Origin of the sequence: Aeromonas sp. 84A, from assembly GCF_051919345.1 — a bacterium.
Lineage (GTDB): Bacteria > Pseudomonadota > Gammaproteobacteria > Enterobacterales > Aeromonadaceae > Aeromonas > Aeromonas veronii.
In genome coordinates, this window is the sequence record NZ_JBQBEW010000001.1 from 3781151 (window position 1) to 3802516 (window position 21366).

Below are 21366 nucleotides of genomic sequence, written 5' to 3' on the forward strand. Positions count from 1 at the left end.
CTATCAGATAAACTGACTGGTCAGCAGCCAGCCGGTGTAGGCGACGAAGCAGGTCAGCAGCACGCCCCCCTCCAACCGGTTGATGCGGCCCTGCCCCTTGCGGCCCAGACACATCACCAGCAGCAGCAGGGTCAGCCCCATCATGATGCTCCAGTCACGGGTGAGCACCTCCGGCGCCACATCGAGCGGGTGGATGCCCGCCGCAATCCCCACCACCGCCAGGGTGTTGAACAGGTTGGAGCCGAGCACGTTGCCAAGGGCCAGATCATGCTCGTTCTTGCGAATGGCGATGAGAGACGAGGCCAGCTCCGGCAGGGAGGTCCCTACCGCGACTATGGTGAGACCAATCACCAGATCGCTGATACCAAGTGCCTGAGCGATGGTCACCGCCCCCCAGACCAGCAGACGGGAAGCGCCGATCAGCAGCACCAGCCCGACCACCAGCCAGAAGATGGCGCTCTTGAGGGACATCCCCTCGCTCTCGATATCCTCGGCGGTCTCGGTATCCAGCGCATCTCCCTTGCCATTCATGCCAGCCCAGATGGACCAGCCCATCAGGGCAACGAAGACGGCCCCCAGAATGACCGCATCCATCCGGCCCAGATGACCATCGATCAGCAGGGCGCCGGAGAGCAGGGTAATGCCGAGCAGGATCGGGATCTCCTTGCGTACTACCTGAGAGGCCACCGCGATAGGACTGATCAGTGCCGTCAGACCCAGGATCAGCGCGATATTGGTGATGTTGGAGCCATAGGCATTGCCGAGCGCCAACCCGGGATTGCCCTGGGACGCCGCCAGCGCCGAGACCACCATCTCCGGGGCCGAGGTACCAAAACCGATGATCACCATGCCGATCAGCAGCGGCGGCATCCCCGCATAACGGGCAGTGGCGGCGGCACCGTCGACAAACTTGTCTGCACTCCAGACCAGCAGCGCCAGTCCGGCAATCAGGGCAACAAAAGCCAGGGTCATAGGATCTTCATCTCTTGTTATCTGCAACGAAGCACCAGCCCAAACGGGCAGGCACCATGGGAAAGTGGCGCCAGTGTAGCTGTGCCACCTCCCATTTCAAGGGGAAATCAAACCGTGATTAACATTTCACAGTGCAGCCAGCAGGCTCGCGGCATCGGAGACCTCGAACTTGCCCGGCGCCTCCACAAACAGCTGCTCGACCACACCATCGTTGGCGATCAACGCAAAGCGCTGAGCGCGGATGCCGCCAAAGGCGCCGGTATCCTTGGCCAGACCCAGCGCTTGGGTCCAGCTGCCATCGCCATCGGCCAGCATGGTGATCGCCTCGGCATTCTGGGCCGTCTGCCAGGCTCGCATCACGAAGGCGTCGTTGACCGACAGACAGCAGATGGCATCCACCCCTTTGGCCATAAACTGATCGGCCAGCACCACATAACCGGGCAGATGAGCATTGGAGCAGGTGGGAGTAAAGGCGCCGGGTACCGCAAACAGCACCACTTTTTTACCGGCGAACAGCGTCTGGCTATCCCGCAGCTGCTTGCCCTCGGCGGTGATAAAGGTAAATTCGCCCGCAGGCAGAGGTTGTCCTACAGCAATCATGATTTCTCGTCCTGAGTCGTGATGGGAAGTCGCCAGTTTATCCGAGAGTGACGATGCCGCCTAACAGCGGCTCTGAGCCTGACCATGGATAGCGGCAGGCATTTTCCCCTTGGGCAGACTACTCTTGAGCTGGTTTCACGGCGCCAGGAGGCCCCATGCAACACTATTACGATGGTCTGGAAATTCGTCCCCCCGCCATGCGCGAACAGCAGCAACTGGACCAGCTCAATCATCAGCTTACCCATGCCAGTCAATATTGCGCCGGTTACTCCAGCGCCTATCGCCAGTGCCGCCTCGAGGATCTGGCAGAGCTGGCCACCCTGCCACTGCTCGACAGCAAAGAACTCTTTGCCGCCCAGCAGGCTCATCCCCCCTTTGCCGGTCTCACCGGCCGTCCGGCCAGTCAGGCGCTGCGGGTCTTCTCCTGTCCGGGCCAGCTGGCCATCCCCGAGTATGCGGGAGCTGACTGGTGGGGTGCCGCCCGGGCACTGTTTGCCGCCGGTTTCAAGGCGGGGGAAGTGATGCTCAACGGCCACGACTATCATGCTGGCCCTACCGCCTTTATCTTCGATAACGGCGCCCGCCAGCTGGGGGCTCCCGTGGTACCCTGCGGGCCCCACGATACCCAGCGCCAGCTGGAGGCACTGCTGCGCTATCAACCCACCGGCTATGTCGGCCCGCTGGTGACCCTGCTCGACCTGCTGGAAGCGGCCGAAGCAGCGGAGATCCCGAGCGACTCGCTGCGCCGCGCCCTGTTGTGCGAAGCCACCCATCCTGAAACGGCACCACTGCGCGCCATTCACGGCATTGCGGCCCTCAACTGTCTGGTGTGGCAGGATGTGGGGGTGGTGGCCTACGAGAGTCAGCCCGGTCAGGGCTTTATCGTCAACGAAAGCTGCATCGTCGAAATCATCGATCCCGCCAGCGGCAATCCTGTGAGTGGCGACGAGACTGGCCAGCTGGTGGTGACCCGGCTCGATCTGGAGTATCCGCTGCTGCGGCTAGCCACCGACTGGCAAGGTCACTGGCTCGCCAAGCCGAGCGCTTGCGGGCGCACCAACCGACGCCTCAAACTGGTGTAGCAGACCCAGTAAATGCACAAAGGCAGACGGGCAGCCATCAGGCTGCCCGTCTTGTCTCTGAACTGGAAAAGAAAATATCTAAAGAGAGACGTTAGCGCCTCGCCTGCCAGGTGGCGATGGCGAGCAGGGAATCGGGGGTAAATTCGCTGGCGCGCTCGGCAATCTCGGCCAGGCTCATCCAGTGTACCGCGCTCACCTCTTCGGCCTGCAACTGCAGCGGCCCCTGATAACGGCAACTGAAGAGGCCACCCCAGACCCGGTAGCCCTCCCCTTCCGCATAAAAGCTGCCAAAGCCCTGCAGGGGAACATCCATAATCCCCAGCTCTTCGGCCAGCTCGCGCCGGGCGGAGAGCTCCATCTCCTCACCGGTGGTGACCACGCCACCGGCGCAGGCATCCAGCATGCCGGGGCAGAAATCCTTGCTGAGGGTGCGCCGCTGCACCAGGATCCGATCCGCGTCGTCGAGCACCAGAATATAGCTGGCACGATGGCAGAGATTCTCCCGCCGCACCTTGGCTCGCTCGGCCACGCCAATCACCCGGTTGTTCCCGTCCACCACATCAACCCATTCCACGCACAGGCCCTTTTATTTGTTCCATTCAAGCCCGCAGTATATCGGTGCGGTGGTTTGTCATGGCACAACTTTTTCGATGACGCAGTCAATTTGCCGAACTCACTGGCAAAATAAGGATTCATGCAAATCTTTATAAACCGTCATATCAGTGTCATCGACCGACACCATAGTGTGCCCTGTCCAGGCAATCAGGGAACCGTGTGATGAAGGTATTCAAGCAGTTATCCCCACGGCAGATCGCTCGCTACATCAAGAGCTTTCATCGAGGCTATTTTGCCATCGAGTCGCTGGGGACATTTGAATTCAACGCGGGCAGGATCAGCCTCCATGGCCTGACCTGCCGCCAACGGCTAAGACTGGCTCGCCAGATCAATCTGGCTGTCAGACAACTTGGTCACCGCGACCCCTTGCCGGACATGTGAGTCAAAGGGTCTTGCCCTACTGTCTGTTGTGCATCCATGCTTTGCCCGCCGGCTACTGGCCGCGCGGGCCGTTTTCGATATCGGTAATGATGCCGTTGCGCACCGTCACAAAGCGCATGAACTCGTTCTTGCCGAAGTTGTAGGTCCAGCGTTCACCATATTTGACCTGCACCATGTTGCCAAACTGGTTCTCCTCGTTGCGGTTGAGCTCTTCACGCAACATCGGCTCACCGCACTTGAGCAGCATCTCGGCGGTGGTGTCTCCCTCGGTGATCAGGGCGTTCTTGCAGCGCATGGCATCAGCACTGGCCGGAATGCTAAGTAGCAACAGGGCCAGCCCCGCTACTTTCTTCATCTTCTTGCTCATCGGGTTCTCCTTATCCTCTCTAATGAGTCGCAGTATGCCTGTTCCCGTTTCTGAAAAAACCAGTCAATAGCGCAAAAAAGCCGCCCTTTTCTGCTCTCCAGCCCGCTGGTCGCGACAAATGCTGTCTATCACATAGCCCAAAAACAAACGGCGACCCGAGGGTCGCCGTTTGCATCAAGCCAGCAGGATCACAGGATGTCCAGCAGCTCGACTTCAAATACCAGTGCAGAGTAAGGCGGGATGGAGCCCGCGCCACGGGCACCGTAGGCCAGATCGTGGGGGATGTAGAGCTTCCACTTGGAACCAACCGGCATCAGCTGCAGCGCTTCAACCCAGCCAGCGATCACGCCGGTCACCGGGAATTCAGCCGGCTGGCCGCGAGCAACGGAGCTGTCGAATACACCACCGTGGGTGAAGGTACCGTGGTAGTGCACACGCACGGACTGACCGGCTACCGGAACGGCACCGTTGCCTTCTACCAGCACTTCGTACTGCAGACCGGAGTCGGTCACCTTCACTTCAGCGCGCTTGGCGTTATCAGCCAGGAAGGCTTCGCCGTCAGCAGCGGCGGCCTTGGCGGCGGCTTCCTGCTCTTCTTGCATACGCGCAGTGATCACCTGGAAGGCATCATTGATATCGTCACGGCTGACCGCGAACTCCAGACCATTCAGGGCATCTGCCAGACCTTGTTGCAGGGCCGGGATATCCAGACCGGCGAAGGCTTGCTGCGCCAGCTGATCACCCATGTTGCGGCCGATGCCATAGCTGGCCTTCTGTTCGATAGAGTCGTATTGGGACATTGAGATGTTGCTCCAGATCCATGTAGTAAAGAGGCGGGATAATATCAGACTTTTGGCCGGGGTGCTGCCGGGGGTGCCCCTGATTTCCCCGTCAGTGGGAGGAACTTCACACAAGATGCGGATGAACGCCGCCCAACGGCGGCGATCTGCTTAACCGCGATCCAGCAAGGCTCTGACCGCAGCCACCTTGGCGCCATCGGTGATATTGACCCGACCATCGTCCGAAGTGCCCATATTCACTCCGTGCGGCACCATGCCACCGCGCCAGCCCATGCCGGACATATGCACTTCGCTCACCCCGGTGAACTCGATGATGGTCCGCACGTTGTCGGCATTGACCCCGGCACCCGGCATCAGGCTGGCACGCCCCGCCAGCGCCTGTTGCATCTCTTGCAGGGTTTCCAACCCAGCCAACGCGGTCGGCGCATGGCCCGAGCTCAGAATGCGCTCGCAACCGGCCGCGACTATGGTCTCCAGATCGAGGCGCCAGTCGGAGGAGAGGTCGATGGCGCGATGGAAGGTAACCCCCAACGGGCCAGCGGCATCCACCAGCTGTTTGAGCTTGGCGGCAGGCACCCGCCCCTCCTCATCCAGCAACCCGACCACCACCCCTTGCAGCCCCGCAGCGCGTGCCGCCGCGATATCTTGCAGCATCATCTCGAACTCGCCGTCGTTGAAGCAAAAATCCCCGGCGCGCGGGCGGATCATGGCATAAACCGGCACTGTGGCATGGCGGGCCGCCTGCTGCATAAAACCGTAGGAGGGGGTCAGGCCGCCCAGACCCAGCGCAGAGCAGAGCTCGATGCGATCCGCCCCGGATTGCTGGGCGGTGAACAGGGATTCCAGGTTGTCGATACAGATTTCAAGATGGGTCATGAGGACTCCTTTTTCGGGGAGATCAGACCCCACATCTGATCTCATAGATTGAGCAAGGCTGCGCCGCGCACACCACCGGCACCGCCGAAGCGGGCCTGGCGGATCTCGGGCAGGGCGACCCCGGGCAGCAAGTGACCGGGCAGACGCAGCGGCAGCTGTTCATAGAGGGCGGGCAGGCCGCTCAGGCCGCCCCCCAACACCACCACCTCGGGATCAATCACCGAAATGGCGGTGGCAAGCCCTGCGGCCATGATCTCCAGCCAGCAGTCGACCGTCTCGACCGCATGGGGTTCGTGGGCCTCGAAGCGTCCCACAATCTGGTGACCCGTGGCGCGCTGACCATGGAAATGGTGATAGAGACGCTCCAGACCGGTGCCGGAGGCATAGGTTTCAAAACAGACCAGACGGCCGCAGCCACAACGGGGACGGGGCAACTCGGGGTACTTCATCAGCATGGTCGCGGGCAAGGGGTAGTGACCAATCTCGCCAGCCAGCCAGTTGCGCCCCTGAATAAGCTTGCCCGCCAGATAGACGGCGCCGCCGATACCGGTGCCAATGGTGACGCCGAGCGCACTGCCGGCGCCGTCGGCTGCCCCTTGATGCACTTCGGACCAGAGGAAGCAGTTGGCGTCGTTATCCACCTTGACCGGCCGCTCCAGCAGCTCGGCCAGATCTGCGCCCAGATGGCGACCATTGATGGAGGGCAGATTGGCCGCCACTATGCTGTGATCGTGGCTGTTGATGACACCGGGGAAACCGATGCCGACCGAGCCCCGTGCGCCGAAGCGGGCATCCGCCTGCTCGACCCGGGAGCGGATCAGCTGCTGCAACCCCTCGTAATCGTTGCCCGGGGTGCTCATGCGCTCCTCGTGGCAGAGGTTCAATGCACCGTCATAGACCGCAAAAGCGATCTTGGTGCCACCGATATCAAAGCCGTAATACATGCCAGCACTCCCTTGTCAGCCCGTGTTTATCCAACTCTGTTCCAAGGGGGACATTGTATTAATTCGCAAAAAAAATAAAGTGACCGAAGGCGAAAAACGGGAGAGTGATCAGAGCAAACGGCTCATTTGTCGCTGCAGGCAGGGCTGCCCGAGGCTTATCAGGGTGCGCTCCTCGCCATCAAAGACGAAGCCACGGCGCAGGTAGAACCCCTCGCCGATGTGGTTGCCATCGAGCAGCCACAATTTGACGCTATGGCAACCGGCGCGGCGCATCTGCATCGCCACCGCCTGCCACAGCCGTTTACCATAACCTTGTCGCCAGTGGTCGGGATGGAGGTAAAAAGCGCGGATCAGGGCATGACTCTGTCCCGCTTCCTGCTGTGGTTGCCAGTAGAGCAGGCCAATCACCACCTCATCGAGACAAAGCAGCATGGGCCTTGGGCCCGGCTCGGCCAGACGGCTCTGCCAAATCTGCAGATGGGCGGTGACGTCCAGCTGCTCCAGCAGGTCGGCACCGAGCACCTGGCCATAGGCAGCGAGCCAGCTGGCTCGCTGCATCACCGTCATGGCGGCGGCATCGTCGCTGCGCGCCATGCGCAGGCTTATGCCTTGCATTGGGGCACCAGACCGTTGGCGCGGGCTTGCTCATAGAGCGGCAGCACTTGCGCCTGTTGCGCCTGCAACTCGGCGATCCGGTTCTCGTTGCTCGGGTGGGTGGAGAGCAGTTGCGGCGGCGTGTTGCCACCGGCGGCGGCACTCATGTTTTGCCACAGGGGGATTGCCTCGGCCGGATTGAACCCGGCGCGCGCCATCAGCTCAAGCCCCAGCCGATCCGCTTCGCTCTCCTGAGTTCGGCCATAGGGCAACATCACCCCCACCTCGACCCCGAGGCCAAGGGCGGCCATGGTGGCGCCGCGGTACTCGCTGGTGCCCATGGCAATGTCCGCAGCCGCCAGACCGATCCCCGCCAGCTGGCTGCGCGAGAGTCGCTCGTTGGAGTGCTGGGCCAGTACGTGAGTCAGCTCGTGACCGATGACGGTCGCCAGCTGATCCTGATTCTTGGCCACCTTGAGCAAGCCACTGTAGACCCCGATCTTGCCGCCGGGCAGGGCGAAGGCGTTGACCTGTTTGGAGTCAAACACCACCACTTCCCAGTTGGTGATGCCATAGCTGGCCGGCACCTGGGCGGTCACCGCCTTGGCGACACAGGAGACATAGGCGTTGAGTTTTGCATCCTTGCTCACCTTCTCCTGCTTCTTCATCTGCTCGAAGGAGTCGGCGCCCAGCTGGTTCATCTGCTGGGGAGAGTAGAGCAGCATCTGGCTGCGGCCGGTCGGCGACTGGGCGCAGGCGACCAGCAGGGAACTACAGAGGGCTACCATGCCAAACTTGGTGAGGGACGCAATCATGAAGGGATCCTTTGCCATAACGTTGCCCTATTCTCGGAAATGCCGCCCTGCTAAGCAAGGGAGCCAGCCCCCGGCTGGCGGAAAAATATCCATCCAGCGCTATTAACAAAACTGACAGCCGACAAAAACAAAACGAGCCCGCTTGGGGCTCGTTTTATCAGGGCATGCTGACTGCAGGCAGTTACATGATCCCCAGCTTTTTCAGGTCAGCCTGTACCACCTTGGCCGGCACCGGCACGTAGCCATCTTTGGCAACGATGTTCTGGCCTGCTTTGGAGAGCATCATCTTGACGAACTCTTGCTCCATCGGGGAGAGCGGCTTGTTCGGATGCTTGTTCACGTAAACGTACAGGAAGCGTGACAGCGGATACTTGCCGGTGATGGCGTTATCGGAGGTCGCTTCGATGAAGGTCTTGCCATCTTTGGAGAGCGGTACTGCACGCACGCCGGAGGTGACATAACCGATACCGGAGTAGCCGATGCCATTCAGGGAGGCAGAAACAGACTGCACCACGGAAGCAGAACCCGGCTGCTCGTTCACGCCGCTCTTGAAGTCGCCGTTACACAGGGCGTGCTCCTTGAAGTAACCGTAGGTACCGGATACGGAGTTGCGACCGAACAGTTGCAGGTCCTTAGAGGACCAGTTGCCATCCAGACCCAGATCAGACCACTTGGTGGCAGCCTTGGCTTCGCCGCACTTGAGGGTGCTGGAGAAGATGGCATCGATCTGCGGCATGGTCAGCCCCTTGATGGGGTTGTCCTTGTTGACGAACACCGCCAGGGCATCGACTGCAACGCGGATGGCAGTCGGCTTGTAGCCGTAACGCTTCTCGAATGCTTCCTCTTCACCGGCCTTCATGGCACGGCTCATCGGACCGAACTGGGCAACACCTTCGGTCAGGGCAGTCGGGGCGGTAGAAGAACCGGCGGCCTGGATCTGCACGTTGACGTTGGGGTACAAGCGCTTAAATTCTTCGGCCCACAGGGTCATCATGTTGGCCAGGGTGTCCGAGCCGACAGAGGACAGGTTGCCCGAAATGCCGCTGGTCGGTGTGTAATCCGGCAGGTCTTTATCCACACCGGCAGCCAGGGCGCTGACAGAAAACAGGGTTGCTGCGGTGAATCCGATTACACCAGCCAGTTTGTTGAGTTTCATCCAATCTCTCCAAAGTTACAGAAGGTCCGTTCTTAAGACGGCGCCAGTATCTGACCTGGCAGTGACAAATTTATGGATTTAATGTGACACTTTAATGACATGGCGACAGATTTGAACAAATGAAAAGAGGGCCCGTTCAAAGGCCCTCTTTTTGCAGCTAACTCATTGCCATAAAAGACTATTTAATCACCACCATACGGCTCGGGATGAGAAAGCTGAAGCGGCTGCCAAGGCCGACCCGGCTCTCGATATCGAGCTGGCAGTCATGATGACTGAGGGCATGCTTGACGATGGCAAGGCCCAAGCCTGAGCCGCCGGTGTGGCGCGAGCGTGCCTTGTCGACCCGATAGAACCGCTCGGTCAGCCGCGCCAGATGCTCGGGAGCAATCCCCTCCCCTTCATCGCTCACGGCAAACAGCGCCATCGCCCCCTGCTTGCGCCACTCCACGGTAATTTTTCGCCCCGCCGGGGTGTAGTGGATGGCGTTATAGACCAGGTTGGAGACCGCACTGCGCAGCTGCTCCTGATCCCCGCGCACCAGCAGATTGGGCTGCACCACAAATTCGAGCTGGTGGGCCCGTTCGCCCGAGAGCGCCCGCGCCTCCTGCTCCAGCAGCCCCAGCATGGCAGGCATGTCCACCAGATGGGAGAGATCCACGGTCGGGGCCGCCTCGATACGGGAGAGGGTGAGCAGCTGATTGACCAGATTATCCATCCGGATGGTCTGCTCCATCATCACCCGATGCGCCTTGGCCCACATGGCGGGCGGGGGCGGCTCTTCAGTCATCTCCAGATAGCCCTTGAGCACGGTCAGCGGGGTACGCAGCTCGTGGGAGACGTTGGAAACGAAGTGCTTGCGGGTCTTCTCTAGACTGCGCAAGCGAGTGACATCCCGCACCACCAGCATCGCCTGATCAGAGGCATAGGGCATGATACGAAACTCGAGAAACTTCTCCTCATTGACCGGGGAGTGCATCTCGAGGGGCTCGTCATACGCCCCCTTACCCAGATAGGCGTTAAAGGCAGGATTGCGAATGAGGTTGCCGATATGCTGGCCGGCATCCTCCGGCCAGCGAAAACCGAGCAGTTGCTCCGCCAGCCGGTTGCACCAGAGGATGCTGCCATCGGTGCGAAACACCACGGCGGCATCGGGCAGCGCCTCGGCCCCCTCCCGGAAGCGGCGGATCAGCCCCGCCAGCTCGCGGCGACGGGCTCGGTGACGCTGCTGCAGCTTGTAGATACCGTTGAAGATGTACTCCCAGCTGCCATTGCCGCTGGGGGGCACCAGGCTGCGGTCGTGCCACAGCCAGTCAGAGAGCCGCTTCTGGAAGCGATAGTGCCAGCCCAGATGCAACACGGCCGCCACCAACAGGCAGAGGGCAAGATGATCAATCAACCAGCCAACCAATGCGAAGGGGGCGTAAAAAAACGCCATTCGCCACAACTGTCGCCGCCAGGCGTAAGGTTGCAACATAACTGCCTCTAGAGACGGGTTGAGAAGCGGTATCCGGCTCCACGCACCGTCTGGATCAATCTGTCGTGCCCTGTCTCTTCAATCGCCTTACGCAAGCGACGAATATGCACATCCACGGTTCTGTCCTCGACGTACACATTGGTACCCCAGACATTATTGAGCAGCTGTTCACGGCTGTAGACCCGCTCGGGGTGAGTCATGAAGAAGTGAAGCAGCTTGAATTCGGTCGGCCCCATGTCGAGCGCCTTCTCTTCGGCACTGACCCGGTGGGAGACAGGATCGAGTTTCAGCCCCTGCACCTCGATCACCTCGTCCACCGAGGTGGGCGACACGCGGCGCATCACCGCATGGAGGCGAGCGGTCAACTCCTTGGGCGAGAACGGCTTGGTGATATAGTCGTCGGCTCCAGCCTCCAGACCACGCACCTTGTCCTCCTCTTCACCGCGGGCGGTGAGCATCACCACCGGGATCTGGCGCGTCACCTCATCCTGCTTGAGCTGCTTGATAAACTGGATGCCACTGCCGCCCGGCATCATCCAGTCGAGCACGATGAGTTCGGGGTAGGGTTCGCGCACCTTCGCCAGTCCATCGGCGTAATCTTCCGCTTCAATCGTCTCATATCCCTTCTGCTCCAACACGAAGCAGAGCATTTCGCGGATCGGTGCTTCGTCCTCGACCACCAGAATTCGCTTAGCCATTCCCTTCTCTCTCCTCTGTGAAGATGGGTGCGCCAATTATTAGAATTTTCTGTGACACTTTTATGACTTTATGACAGGCGGGATGATAAACGTTTTCAGATTCAGTTGGCAGCAGTACGTTGCAACAAGTCCCACCGGTTGCCGCTGATATCCTCAAACACCACCACGGTGCCATAAGGCTCGTCACGGGGCTGTTCACAAAAATGAACACCGTACGCCTGCATGCGCTGGTAATCCCTCCAGAAATCAGTGGTCTCGAGGAACAGGAATACCCGGCCACCGCCCTGCTGGCCGATGGCGGCCTGCTGCTGCGCATTAGCCGCTTGTGCCAGCAGCAGTGCAGAACCGGAGGCTCCTTTGGGGGCAACCCGCACCCAGCGCTTGCCCGGTTTGCCCGGTTCATCGAGCCGAGTGTCCTCCAGGAGCGCAAAGCCAAGTCCCTCGGTAAAAAAGCGAATGGCCTGATCGTAATCAGCCACCAGCAGCGTCAGCGCCCCTATATGTTGTGACATGGCAGAAAATCCTCAACGGATGAGTCAACGGGCGCAATGCCCCGGCAAGGGCGCATCATAGCGGCTGCATGGGCAGGGCTCCAGCCGTCATGTGCGTCTTGAAAACAACCGGTGAGGGGGGTGAGCACTCAAGGGGCTTCGCGCAGCGTCCGGTAGAGGGTAGTGCGGCTGATGCCGAGCTGGCGCGCCGCCTCGCTCACGTTGCCGCCGCATGCCGCCAGCGTTTGCTGTACCTGCCGCCGGGTTTGTTCACGCAAGCTGGTCGCCTCCCCCATCGGCAAGGCGCCGGGCTCTGTGGCCACACTGGGCAGATGCAGGTGGGCGGGTTCTATCCAACCCAACCCCTCTGCCAGCACACAGGCCACTTCCAGTGCCTGCTTGAGCTGGCGCACGTTGCCGGGCAGCGGATGGGCCAACAGCTGTTGCTCAGCATCGCGGGTCAGACGCAGGGTCGGGTCCATCTCCGCCAACAGTCGCTGGATCAGCTCCAGACGCTCAGCGGCAGGCCAACGGCGCAGCGGCATCAGCTGCTGGCGCCAGCCGCAGATCCGGTAATAGAGGTCTTCGCGAAATGCGCCACTCTGCACCATGGCCGCCAGATCCCGGTGGCTGGCACTGACCAGCCAGAAATCCACCGCCTCCGACTTGTGACTGCCAACCGGCGTCACGCTGCGTTCCTGCAATACCCGCAGCAGTCGGGTTTGAGCCTGCAGCGGCAGTTCGCCAATTTCATCGAGCATCAGCATGCCGCCATGGGCTGCGCGCAGATAACCCTGACTGCCCTGGCTGCGGGCACCGCTGAAGGCCCCGCCCACATACCCAAACAGCTCGGCTTCCACCAGATCTGCTGGTAACGCGCCACAGTTGACGCACACCAGTGGCTGCTCCCGCCGACTCGATGCTCGGTGCAGGGCCCGCACCAGATGCTCCTTGCCGCTGCCGGTCTCCCCCTCGATAAGCAGCGAAATGCCGCGCTCCAGCATCTTGAGCGGCACCTGCTGCGGATGTGGCACCGGGCTTGGGTGACCCGGCAGCACGGCGCGGGAAGGTGTCGCGTCCGCTTCTGGCACCAGCCGCAAGCCACGCCCCTCGCGCAGCAGTTGCCTGCCATCGAAAGGGTGCTGGCCGAGCCAAAGTCGGCCTGCCCGGTTGGCGCCGAGCAGCTCCCCCTCCTCTCCCAGCAACAGGCGAGCGGACCAGAGACTCTGGGGCTCGAGATCCACCAGCCAGCCCGGCTGACGCGCCAATAGTGCGTTTTCGAGGGTCATGGCCAGCAGCCGCACCGTGCCCAGCATGTCGCCATCGTGATGGGCCGCATCGGTGGAGATATCGAGAACCCCGAGCAATTGCCCATCCGGCCCGAGCAACGGGCAAGCGCTGCAACTGAGGAAGCTGTGCTGGGCGAAGAAGTGCTGATTGCCGAGCACCTGCACTTCGCTCTGTTCGGCCAGCGCGGTACCGATGGCGTTGGTGCCCTTGCTCGCCTCCCCCCAGCGGGCGCCACTGCGCAAAAAGATACGCTCGGCATGGCGGGCGAACCCCTCATCACCACTGGCGGCCAGAATGGCCCCCTCACCGTCACACAACAACAGGCGACAGGGGCGACCCGCCAGCAGCTGGGCAAACAGCGGCAGCACGAAGCGCTGGAAGCAGGCGATCAGCGCCCTGTGCTGCTCCTGACGGGCCGACAGCTCCCCTTGGGGCAGCAAGTCCAGATCAGCGCTCTGCTGGCGGCTCAGCCCCTGATGCAGGCAACGCTGCCAGGAACGCTGGATCGGACCGGGACCGGGTTGAAGTGACTCACTCATCACGCCTCCTGTTCACAAACAGCACGACTGTCTCGGCCACTGTCCAGAAACGGTACAGTTTTATCGCAATAGCCGTGGTCATTGGTTAACCAAGATACGCCGCCACACCCCATTTGATAACGTTTTTGTAACCTTCTACCTGCTGGTCAGACCCTTTGGCACGCCCCTTGCGATATCAGCTGGCAACCGGTCTGTCAACCAGTCCGGTCAGGATCACACACATAAAGGATGATGAGATGATTTATACCGCTCCCGGTCAGGCAGGTGCCCTGGTCAGCTTCAAGTCCCGTTACGACAACTTCATCGGTGGTGAGTGGGTGGCACCTCGCGCCGGCCGCTACTTTGAAAACATCTCGCCAGTGGATGGCAAAGTATTCTGCGAGGTCGCCCGCTCCGACGCCGCCGATATCGAGCTGGCGCTGGATGCCGCCCACAAAGCGTTCTCCAGCTGGAGCAAGACCAGCGTCACCGAGCGCAGCAACCTGTTGCTGCGCATCGCCGATCGCATCGAGCAAAACATCGAACGGCTCGCCATCGCCGAAACCTGGGAGAACGGCAAGGCAGTGCGTGAAACCCTGGCCGCCGACCTGCCGCTGGTGGTGGATCACTTCCGCTACTTCGCTGGCTGCATTCGTGCTCAGGAGGGCTCGGCCGCCGAGCTGGATCAGAACACCGTCAGCTACCACTTCAAGGAGCCCATCGGCGTGGTCGGCCAGATCATCCCGTGGAACTTCCCGCTGCTGATGGCCGCCTGGAAGCTTGCTCCTGTGCTGGCGGCGGGTTGCTGCAGCGTGCTCAAGCCCGCCGAGCAGACCCCGGTCACCATCATGCTGATGATGGATCTCATCAAGGACATCCTGCCCCCCGGCGTAGTCAACGTGGTCAACGGCTTCGGCGCCGAGGCAGGTCAGGCGCTGGCCACCAGCAACCGGATCCAGAAACTGGCCTTTACCGGTTCGACCGAAGTGGGCGCCCATATCCTGCGCTGCGCAGCCGACAAGCTGATCCCCTCCACCGTGGAGCTGGGGGGCAAGTCCCCCAATATCTACTTCGCCGACGTGATGCAGCACGAGAGCAGCTACATCGACAAGGCGGTAGAAGGGATGCTGATGACCTTCTTCAACCAGGGGGAAGTGTGTACCTGTCCCTCCCGCGCGCTGGTGCAGGCCAGCATCTATGACGACTTCATGGACAGGGTGCTGGCCCGTGCTCGCACCATAGTGCAGGGCAACCCCCTCGATACCGCCACTCAGGTGGGAGCGCAGGCGTCTCGCGAGCAGTTCGACAAGATCCTGGGCTACATGGAGATCGGCCGCGGCGAAGGGGCCAAGATGCTGATCGGCGGCGCCCCGGCCAAGGTGAGCGGACTGGAGGGGGGATTCTACATCCAGCCCACCATCTTCTCCGGCCAGAACAAGATGCGGGTGTTCCAGGAGGAGATCTTCGGACCAGCGCTCGGGGTCACCACCTTCAAGGACGAGGCGGATGCTCTGGCCATTGCCAACGACACCCAGTACGGGTTGGGAGCAGGCCTGTGGACCCGCGACAGCAATCTGGCCTGGCGCATGGGGCGTGGCATTCAGGCTGGCCGGGTCTGGGTCAACTGCTACCACGCCTACCCGGCACACGCCGCCTTTGGCGGTTACAAGAAGTCGGGGATCGGGCGCGAGACCCACAAGATGATGCTGGACCACTACCAGAACACCAAGAACCTGTTGGTGAGTCACGACATCAACCCGCTCGGCTTCTTCTAGCGCAAGCGGATGTCATCAGAAAGGGCGCCTGCGAGCGCCCTTCTTGTTTTGCTTCACCAGATGACATGTCCGGCGATTTGTTATCTGCCCGACTGTAGGCGATAACGCTGGGGGGAGCAGCCCAGCTCCCGGTTGAACATGGCGATAAAGGCCGAGGTGGAGCCGTAACCGAGCCGCCAGCTAATCTCCTGAATGGGCATGTCCCCCTTGAGCCAGGCCAGCGCCTTGAGCAACCGCAGCCGCGCCCGCCACTGACCGAAGCTCATCCCCAGCTCCCGCAGGTAGCGCCGCGCCAGGGTGCGCTCTGTGGTGTGCAGTTGTCCGGCCCACTGGGCCAGAGTACGGGGATCGGCAGGATCGCTGTGCAACGCCGCCAGCATGGGAGCCAGCAGCTTGTCCTGACTCATCGGCAGGTAGCTCTCCTGACAACGGGTCCGCGCCAGTCGCTCCACCAGCAACTCGGCCTGACGCTGATCCCACTCATCCGCCATATGGCTCACCCGCCGTTCGCAAAAGTCGCTCAGCAGGGCGCGGATCAGCGGGGTGAGCAGCAGCAATCTGGGCTCTGGCGGCAGCTTGGCCGCCAGCTCGTGGCTGACGTAGATGGAGGTGTAGTCGAGGGTCTGCTCGTTGTAGGAGGTGTGCTCGAGATCCGCCGGTACCCAGATAAGGTAGTCGGCAGGGGCCACCAGTCGCTGATCCCCCAGCTCTATCTCCATGATCCCCAGGCTGATCATATTGAGCTGGCCCCAGGGGTGGGAGTGCAGCACGGTCGCGCTGTCGGCCAGCATCTGCTGGTAACTGAAATAGAGCGGATTGGGAGCGGGCAGAACCACATCTACCGGCTGAAACTGGTGAGTGGCCATCAGCGCCCCTTGTCAGCGAGAGAGAGGAGCAGGCGTGATGCAACGCCCTGTTGGCTCGGTCTCCGGCACAGGTCAAAAGCAACCATCAGTTGCGAGCAAACGCAGCCCGTGTGGGCCGGAATAAGGTACATCAGAAAGAGTTGTCTTTTCTGCTGGGTCATCTGTCTGTTTTACGCTACTTGATAATATAAAGACAAGGGTAGACTTGGCCCCCTGTTAATAAGGAGCCTCTGATGCGAATCTTTTCCCCTCTTCTCTTTCCGCTGATGGCTGTGCTGATCTGGGCTACCAATACCGTGGTGTCCAAGGCGGCCGCCAGCGTGCTCGACCCCGCGGCTATCTCCTTCTATCGCTGGGTGATCGCCGCTCTGGCACTGACACCCTTCTGCCTGCCGCAGCTGTGGCGCCGCCGTAGCGAGGTTCGCCCCTGGCTCGGCAAGCTGCTGGTGCTGGCGGCGCTCGGTATGGTGCTCTACCAGTGTCTGGCCTACTACGCCGCCCACAGCACTTCGGCCACCAATATGGGGGTGATCGGCTCCCTCATTCCGCTGCTCACCCTGCTGCAAGGGGTGCTCTTCTTCGGCCAGCGTCCCGGCAAACAGGCACTGCTCGGCATGAGTCTCTCCCTGTTCGGGGTGCTCTGGCTGCTTGGCAAGGGCGAGCCGCTCGCCCTGCTCCATAACGGCATCAACCCGGGGGATGGCATGATGTTGCTGGGGTCCGCCAGCTACGCCCTTTACGGCCTATTGATCCGCCGCTGGCTCCTGCCGTTTGGCCCCTGGCTCAACCTCTACATGCAGATCCTGCTGGCCGTACTGCTGCTGGTACCGCTCGCTCTCAGCGCCGACTCGATGGCGGTGCCGGCCGAAGGGTGGGGACTGGTGCTCTTCGCCGGGCTCGCCTCCTCCCTGCTGGCGGCTTACTGCTGGATGCGCGGCCTCGCCTGCATGGGCGCCGAGCGCACATCGGTCTTTATGAACCTGATGCCGCTCTGTACGGCGCTGATCGCCGTCGTCGGCCTGGGGGAACCGATCCATGGCTACCACCTGCTGGGTGGCGGGCTGATCCTGGGCGGGGTGATGACCTCCCAGCTGAAGGGGCGTGCGCCGGTAGCCGAACGGGAAGCAGCCTGAGAACCAACATCGTCCGGAAACAACAAGGGAGCCCATGGCTCCCTTGTTGTTTCTGCAATACACGCCAGTGCGCATCTCAACCGGCCCGGCGCCAGCGGTAGCGCCGCTCCGGCCGCCCCCGCTGACCGTAGTTGAGATCAACATCTACCCGATCTTCCGACTCCAGATATTCCAGATAGCGGCGCGCCGTGGTGCGGCTGAGGGAGAGTCGCAGCGCCACCGTGTCGGTGGAGAAGACGCTCTCCGGCTCGCCCGCCAGCAGATCCAGCACCTGACGCAGGGTGATGCTGTCGATCCCCTTGGGAGTGACGCGCATCTCCTTGATCTGGGAGCGCCTCCCTTGCCCAACAGCTTGTCGAGATCTTCCTGCTCCAGCCGACCCCGCTCGCAGAGGCGACTGTGCAGTTGCAGGATCTCGTCCAGACTCTGCTGGATGCGAAACAGCCGCAATGGTTTGATGACGTAGTCATGAACCCCCAGGTTGAGGGCCTGCTGGATGGTCTCCACATCCCGCGAGGCAGTCACCATGATGACGTAGGCTTCGCGGTTGTGGCTGCGCAGGCGGCTCACCCACTCAAGGCCGGAGCCATCGGGCAGGGAGACATCCACCAGCAGCAGTTGGGGCACCACACCGGCCATCATGGCATCGGCTTGGGCCAGGGTGCCGGCCCGCCCCAGCAGGGAGAAACCGGGGGTCGCCGCCACCAGTTCTGACAAGATGGCACCGATCCGATCGTCATCTTCAATAACAAGCGTGATTATTGGGTCCATGGCTCACATTAATTGGTTTTTATTCAAGTAGATACCAAACAGGGTGGTCTGCTCGGCGGTTCGCCGCCATTCTATCACACCCTCGTGCCGACCCACGGTCTCCTTGACCAGGAACAGACCCACCCCGTGATCGCCGCTCTGGCGACTCACCCCGTAATCGAACAGGTGATCGGCCAGCTCCTCGTCGACCCCCTCACCGCTATCCTCCACTTCGATCACCAGTCGCCGCCCCACATCGCACAGGGACAGCAGCACCCGCGGCGGCCGCTGCTGGCGGTTGCGCCAGGCCGCCTGCAGGCCGTTGTCCAGCAGGTTGCCAATGAGGGTGATGAGATCGGCCGAGACCGAGGCCGGATACTCCGCCAGCGCCGAATCGGGATCGAGTTCCAGGGTCACCCCCAGCTCGCGAGCCCGGCTGAACTTGCCGAGAATAAGCCCCGCCACCGGCTTGTTGTCGATCAGCCGCAGCAGCTCCTGCAGCATGGTCTGGCACGCTTCGTTCTCCTGCTGGATCAGCTCCACCGCCTGATCCACATGGCCCAGCTGCAACAGGCCGGAGAGGCTGCTCAGCTTGTTGGCGAACTCGTGGCTCTGCATCCGCAGCATCTCGGCATACTGGCGCAGGTGGGTCACCTGCACCCCCAGACTGGCAGCCACCTCTGGGCGGCTGAAGATCAGCAGCCGCCCCGGTGCCTTGCCCTGCACCGCCTGCCAGCGGCCGACGAAGGACTCCCCCTGAATAGTGAAGCTCACTTCCCCACCCTCCTGCTCCAGACAGGGGGCAAGGGGTGGCACCAGCTCCGCCAGCGACTGCCCCTGCAGGGCATGGCGCCCGGTAACCGGCAGCCGCAGCTGATAGCTGGCGGTGCTGTTGATCATGTTGATGTTGCCGCGGCCATCGAGGGCGATCACCCCTTCGGTGATGTGCTCCAGCACCAGATCCTGCAGGGTGAAGCGGCGCACGATCGCCTCCGGCTCCAGATCGAGCAGGGTCTTGCGCAGCAGGTATTGCACCCAGAGTGCCAGCAGCAGGCCGCACCCCAGCACCGCTACTATGGCGCTGATGAGCAGGGCCACCCGCTCCATATAGATGCCCTCCACCTGCTGCATCAGGTAGCCCACCACCACGGCCCCCATGACGCGCCCGTCACCGCCCACCACCGGGGAGAAGCAGCGGATCGCCGGCCCCATGGTGCCCCGATCCTTGGAGCAGTAGCTGCGCCGCTCCTGCAGCGCGGGCCAGATATCCTCGCCGCGAAACTTCTGCCCCACCAGCTCGGGGTTGGGGTGGCTGAGGCGGCGACCATGCTCGTCGGTCACCACCATATAGGTGGCGTCGGTGCGGTTGCAGACGGCCTCCACGTAGTCGCGCAGGGTAGGATCACTGCCCTGACGCAGAGCTTCGACCACCCGGGTATCCGCCGCCATGACCCGTGCCAGATCGCTCCCCTTATCCTGCAGATTGCTCTCCAGCAGATGGCGGATAAAGAGGGCCAGCAGGCTGCCCAGAATGAGGATCAGCAGCAGGGAGAGCCCAAGAGAAAGGGTGACCAACTGGTGGCGAAGTTTCATGCACATACCTTAAAACGTCAGGACGCTGCCCAATAGTGCGGATGCCACCAGGTCTGGTCAATCAAAGGTGCCGGATCGCCGACAAAATCGGCCAACCCCTCCTCGCGGGCACAGAGTGCCACCGCTCTGGCGACGGCGCGGGCCACCTCTCCCACCTGCTCGATGGGGGGCAACAGCCGACCCGCCACCAGCGGATAGGCGCCAACTGCCCGCACCGCGGCCAGCAACATGCCATCGCTGATGCGGCTCGCCTTGACCGCGCAGGCTCCGAGACCGATCCCCGGGAAGACATAGACGTTGTTGCACTGGGAGACTACCCGCCGCTCCCCGGCCACCGTCACCGGCGCAAAGGGGCTGCCGGTGGCCAGCAAAGCGCGGCCATCTGTGGCGGCCCACACCTGCTCGGGGGTGGCCTCGGCACTGCGGGTCGGGTTGGAGAGTGGCAGGATCACCGGCTGATCGCACACCTCCCCCATCGCCTGCAGCACCTCGCCAGTAAAGAGGCCGCCCTGACCGCTCACCCCGATCAGCACAGCCGGGCGCACCTGACGGATGGTCTCCAACAGCGAACTGTTCCCCTCCTCAACGGCGCGGGCAAACGGCTGTTGGGCACGAGTCAGGTTGGGACGATCGGCGCAGACCACCCCATCCTGATCAAACAGCCAGACGCCGTTGTGACTCCCCGCCAGCTGGGCCAGCATGGCGGCGATGCCACAACCGGCAGAACCCGCGCCGACGATCAGCACCGGGGTATCGCACAGGGCGGTACCCGCCTGCTGCAACCCGGCCAGCACGCAGGCAGAAGCGACCGCCGCCGTGCCCTGAATATCGTCGTTGAACATGCAGAGCTCGTCCCGATAACGGGTCAGCAGGTTGGCGGCATGCTTGCCGGCAAAGTCTTCAAACTGCAGCACCACCTGGGGCCAGCGCTTGCGAATGGCGGCCACCACCTTGTCCATGAAGTGGTAATAGCTCTCGCCGTCAATGCGCGGGGATTGCCAGCCGAGGTAGGAGTCATCCTCCAGCAGCTCGGGGTTGTTGGTGCCTACATCGACACAGAGCGGCAGGGTGCGCGCCGGATTGATGCCGCCAGCAGCGGAGTAGAGCGCCAGCTTGCCGATACAGATCCCCATGCCGCCGATACCGAGATCGCCAAGCCCCAGCACCCGCTCACCGTCGGAGATGACGATCACGTCCACCTCCTGCTCCACCGACTCGAGGATGTCGTCAAGATCATCCCGGTCGTGCCAGGAGAGGTAGAGGCCGTGACTGCGCAGATAGAGATCGCTGTGGCGCTGGCACGCCTCCCCCACCACCGGGGTGTAGATGATCGGCAGCAGCTCCGGCAGGTGGTGGCGCACCAGATCGTAGAACAGCACAGGGTTGTCCTCTTGCAGCTGGCGCAGCAGCAGATGCTGGTCAAACGGACTCTGCATGGCGCTGACCAATCGGTAGATCCGGCGCCGCTGCTGGGAGAGGGACTCCTCCTTGTGGGGCATGCGACCCCGCACCCCCTGACGCTTGCGTTCTGCATAGGGCAGGCTGGTGCCCATCATGATGTCGTTCATTTTGTTTG

The 21366-nt window shown here is 62.0% G+C and carries 21 protein-coding genes and 1 pseudogene; 4 read left to right on the forward strand and 18 right to left on the reverse strand.

Annotated features, from left to right (window positions below; all coding sequences use genetic code 11):
- Positions 1 to 3 precede the first annotated feature (3 nt).
- Together ACTG20_RS17035 and ACTG20_RS17040 are read right to left on the reverse strand one after the other, a co-directional pair.
- The gene (locus tag ACTG20_RS17035; protein WP_005343920.1) at positions 4 to 972 is read right to left on the reverse strand and encodes a calcium/sodium antiporter; all 969 of its coding nucleotides are present in this window, start codon (positions 970 to 972) and stop codon (positions 4 to 6) included.
- Positions 973 to 1098: 126 nt separating this feature from the next.
- Positions 1099 to 1572 (reverse strand): peroxiredoxin, encoded by a 474-nt coding sequence (locus tag ACTG20_RS17040; RefSeq protein ID WP_179903355.1) that lies wholly within the window; start codon positions 1570 to 1572, stop codon positions 1099 to 1101.
- A gap of 155 nt (positions 1573 to 1727) precedes the next feature.
- Between ACTG20_RS17040 and ACTG20_RS17045 the strand changes: the two genes are divergently transcribed.
- Complete coding sequence (locus ACTG20_RS17045) at positions 1728 to 2654, forward strand: phenylacetate--CoA ligase family protein (RefSeq protein ID WP_194496503.1); 927 nt, start codon at positions 1728 to 1730, stop codon at positions 2652 to 2654.
- Between the two features lie 91 nt (positions 2655 to 2745).
- Here ACTG20_RS17045 and yfcD read toward each other — a convergent pair whose 3' ends face one another.
- Positions 2746 to 3228, reverse strand: a complete 483-nt coding sequence (yfcD, locus tag ACTG20_RS17050) for an NUDIX hydrolase YfcD (protein WP_005338401.1) — start codon at positions 3226 to 3228, stop codon at positions 2746 to 2748.
- Between the two features lie 203 nt (positions 3229 to 3431).
- Between yfcD and ACTG20_RS17055 the strand changes: the two genes are divergently transcribed.
- Positions 3432 to 3650 (forward strand): DUF1107 family protein, encoded by a 219-nt coding sequence (locus ACTG20_RS17055; protein WP_005338403.1) that lies wholly within the window; start codon positions 3432 to 3434, stop codon positions 3648 to 3650.
- Between the two features lie 52 nt (positions 3651 to 3702).
- Here ACTG20_RS17055 and ACTG20_RS17060 read toward each other — a convergent pair whose 3' ends face one another.
- The 11 genes from ACTG20_RS17060 to ACTG20_RS17110 all read right to left on the reverse strand — a co-directional run bounded on the left by ACTG20_RS17060 (position 3703) and on the right by ACTG20_RS17110 (position 13694).
- Positions 3703 to 4017, reverse strand: coding sequence for a DUF2845 domain-containing protein (locus ACTG20_RS17060; protein WP_005338404.1), 315 nt, complete (start codon positions 4015 to 4017; stop codon positions 3703 to 3705).
- Positions 4018 to 4205: 188 nt separating this feature from the next.
- On the reverse strand, positions 4206 to 4817 hold the full coding sequence (locus ACTG20_RS17065) for an FKBP-type peptidyl-prolyl cis-trans isomerase (RefSeq protein ID WP_005338405.1): 612 nt from the start codon (positions 4815 to 4817) through the stop codon (positions 4206 to 4208).
- A 150-nt stretch (positions 4818 to 4967) separates the two neighbouring features.
- On the reverse strand, positions 4968 to 5693 hold the full coding sequence (locus ACTG20_RS17070) for a copper homeostasis protein CutC (protein WP_194496504.1): 726 nt from the start codon (positions 5691 to 5693) through the stop codon (positions 4968 to 4970).
- Between the two features lie 41 nt (positions 5694 to 5734).
- Positions 5735 to 6637: an ROK family protein gene (locus tag ACTG20_RS17075; protein WP_005338407.1), complete on the reverse strand. Its 903-nt coding sequence runs from the start codon at positions 6635 to 6637 to the stop codon at positions 5735 to 5737.
- A 108-nt stretch (positions 6638 to 6745) separates the two neighbouring features.
- Entirely contained in the window at positions 6746 to 7252 is a 507-nt protein-coding gene (locus tag ACTG20_RS17080; protein ID WP_005338408.1) for a GNAT family N-acetyltransferase, read from the reverse strand.
- Complete coding sequence (locus ACTG20_RS17085; protein WP_005338409.1) at positions 7240 to 8046, reverse strand: M48 family metallopeptidase; 807 nt, start codon at positions 8044 to 8046, stop codon at positions 7240 to 7242. The genes ACTG20_RS17080 and ACTG20_RS17085 overlap by 13 nt, the downstream gene beginning before the upstream one ends.
- A gap of 181 nt (positions 8047 to 8227) precedes the next feature.
- On the reverse strand, positions 8228 to 9202 hold the full coding sequence (locus tag ACTG20_RS17090; protein WP_005338411.1) for a PstS family phosphate ABC transporter substrate-binding protein: 975 nt from the start codon (positions 9200 to 9202) through the stop codon (positions 8228 to 8230).
- Positions 9203 to 9380: 178 nt separating this feature from the next.
- The gene (gene phoR, locus ACTG20_RS17095) at positions 9381 to 10676 is read right to left on the reverse strand and encodes a phosphate regulon sensor histidine kinase PhoR (RefSeq protein ID WP_005338413.1); all 1296 of its coding nucleotides are present in this window, start codon (positions 10674 to 10676) and stop codon (positions 9381 to 9383) included.
- A gap of 8 nt (positions 10677 to 10684) precedes the next feature.
- On the reverse strand, positions 10685 to 11374 hold the full coding sequence (gene phoB / locus ACTG20_RS17100) for a phosphate regulon transcriptional regulator PhoB (protein ID WP_005338414.1): 690 nt from the start codon (positions 11372 to 11374) through the stop codon (positions 10685 to 10687).
- A 101-nt stretch (positions 11375 to 11475) separates the two neighbouring features.
- Complete coding sequence (locus ACTG20_RS17105) at positions 11476 to 11886, reverse strand: VOC family protein (RefSeq protein ID WP_194496505.1); 411 nt, start codon at positions 11884 to 11886, stop codon at positions 11476 to 11478.
- Positions 11887 to 12014: 128 nt separating this feature from the next.
- Positions 12015 to 13694, reverse strand: a complete 1680-nt coding sequence (locus ACTG20_RS17110; protein WP_194496506.1) for a sigma-54-dependent Fis family transcriptional regulator — start codon at positions 13692 to 13694, stop codon at positions 12015 to 12017.
- 236 nt (positions 13695 to 13930) lie between these two features.
- On the opposite strand from ACTG20_RS17110, the gene exaC reads away from it, so the two are divergent.
- Positions 13931 to 15448: an acetaldehyde dehydrogenase ExaC gene (gene exaC, locus ACTG20_RS17115; RefSeq protein WP_194496507.1), complete on the forward strand. Its 1518-nt coding sequence runs from the start codon at positions 13931 to 13933 to the stop codon at positions 15446 to 15448.
- Between the two features lie 80 nt (positions 15449 to 15528).
- Here exaC and ACTG20_RS17120 read toward each other — a convergent pair whose 3' ends face one another.
- Positions 15529 to 16314 carry a helix-turn-helix transcriptional regulator gene (locus ACTG20_RS17120; protein WP_194496508.1) on the reverse strand — a complete coding sequence of 262 codons (786 nt, stop codon included), beginning with the start codon at positions 16312 to 16314 and terminating at the stop codon, positions 15529 to 15531.
- Between the two features lie 233 nt (positions 16315 to 16547).
- Between ACTG20_RS17120 and ACTG20_RS17125 the strand changes: the two genes are divergently transcribed.
- Entirely contained in the window at positions 16548 to 17447 is a 900-nt protein-coding gene (locus ACTG20_RS17125; RefSeq protein ID WP_439987839.1) for a DMT family transporter, read from the forward strand.
- A 76-nt stretch (positions 17448 to 17523) separates the two neighbouring features.
- Here the strand turns inward: ACTG20_RS17125 and ACTG20_RS17130 are convergent.
- The 3 genes and pseudogenes from ACTG20_RS17130 to ACTG20_RS17140 all read right to left on the reverse strand — a co-directional run bounded on the left by ACTG20_RS17130 (position 17524) and on the right by ACTG20_RS17140 (position 21358).
- Positions 17524 to 18218 (reverse strand): annotated as a pseudogene (locus ACTG20_RS17130) (response regulator).
- Positions 18219 to 18221: 3 nt separating this feature from the next.
- Positions 18222 to 19790 carry an ATP-binding protein gene (locus ACTG20_RS17135; RefSeq protein WP_021229142.1) on the reverse strand — a complete coding sequence of 523 codons (1569 nt, stop codon included), beginning with the start codon at positions 19788 to 19790 and terminating at the stop codon, positions 18222 to 18224.
- A 17-nt stretch (positions 19791 to 19807) separates the two neighbouring features.
- The gene (locus ACTG20_RS17140) at positions 19808 to 21358 is read right to left on the reverse strand and encodes an NAD-dependent malic enzyme (RefSeq protein WP_194496510.1); all 1551 of its coding nucleotides are present in this window, start codon (positions 21356 to 21358) and stop codon (positions 19808 to 19810) included.
- Positions 21359 to 21366 lie beyond the last annotated feature (8 nt).

Bases quoted from the DNA above. Each gene is read 5' to 3' on its own strand.
- ACTG20_RS17140 (WP_194496510.1), bottom strand. From the start codon at position 21,358: ATGAACGACATCATGATGGGCACCAGCCTGCCCTATGCAGAACGCAAG.
- phoB (WP_005338414.1), bottom strand. From the start codon at position 11,374: ATGGCTAAGCGAATTCTGGTGGTCGAGGACGAAGCACCGATCCGCGAA.
- phoR (WP_005338413.1), bottom strand. From the start codon at position 10,676: ATGTTGCAACCTTACGCCTGGCGGCGACAGTTGTGGCGAATGGCGTTT.
- ACTG20_RS17085 (WP_005338409.1), bottom strand. From the start codon at position 8,046: ATGATTGCGTCCCTCACCAAGTTTGGCATGGTAGCCCTCTGTAGTTCC.
- ACTG20_RS17065 (WP_005338405.1), bottom strand. From the start codon at position 4,817: ATGTCCCAATACGACTCTATCGAACAGAAGGCCAGCTATGGCATCGGC.
- ACTG20_RS17070 (WP_194496504.1), bottom strand. From the start codon at position 5,693: ATGACCCATCTTGAAATCTGTATCGACAACCTGGAATCCCTGTTCACC.
- ACTG20_RS17110 (WP_194496506.1), bottom strand. From the start codon at position 13,694: ATGAGTGAGTCACTTCAACCCGGTCCCGGTCCGATCCAGCGTTCCTGG.
- ACTG20_RS17045 (WP_194496503.1), top strand. From the start codon at position 1,728: ATGCAACACTATTACGATGGTCTGGAAATTCGTCCCCCCGCCATGCGC.
- ACTG20_RS17135 (WP_021229142.1), bottom strand. From the start codon at position 19,790: ATGAAACTTCGCCACCAGTTGGTCACCCTTTCTCTTGGGCTCTCCCTG.
- ACTG20_RS17075 (WP_005338407.1), bottom strand. From the start codon at position 6,637: ATGTATTACGGCTTTGATATCGGTGGCACCAAGATCGCTTTTGCGGTC.
- ACTG20_RS17090 (WP_005338411.1), bottom strand. From the start codon at position 9,202: ATGAAACTCAACAAACTGGCTGGTGTAATCGGATTCACCGCAGCAACC.
- ACTG20_RS17035 (WP_005343920.1), bottom strand. From the start codon at position 972: ATGACCCTGGCTTTTGTTGCCCTGATTGCCGGACTGGCGCTGCTGGTC.
- ACTG20_RS17055 (WP_005338403.1), top strand. From the start codon at position 3,432: ATGAAGGTATTCAAGCAGTTATCCCCACGGCAGATCGCTCGCTACATC.
- exaC (WP_194496507.1), top strand. From the start codon at position 13,931: ATGATTTATACCGCTCCCGGTCAGGCAGGTGCCCTGGTCAGCTTCAAG.
- ACTG20_RS17040 (WP_179903355.1), bottom strand. From the start codon at position 1,572: ATGATTGCTGTAGGACAACCTCTGCCTGCGGGCGAATTTACCTTTATC.
- ACTG20_RS17080 (WP_005338408.1), bottom strand. From the start codon at position 7,252: ATGCAAGGCATAAGCCTGCGCATGGCGCGCAGCGACGATGCCGCCGCC.
- ACTG20_RS17120 (WP_194496508.1), bottom strand. From the start codon at position 16,314: ATGGCCACTCACCAGTTTCAGCCGGTAGATGTGGTTCTGCCCGCTCCC.
- ACTG20_RS17105 (WP_194496505.1), bottom strand. From the start codon at position 11,886: ATGTCACAACATATAGGGGCGCTGACGCTGCTGGTGGCTGATTACGAT.
- ACTG20_RS17060 (WP_005338404.1), bottom strand. From the start codon at position 4,017: ATGAGCAAGAAGATGAAGAAAGTAGCGGGGCTGGCCCTGTTGCTACTT.
- ACTG20_RS17125 (WP_439987839.1), top strand. From the start codon at position 16,548: ATGCGAATCTTTTCCCCTCTTCTCTTTCCGCTGATGGCTGTGCTGATC.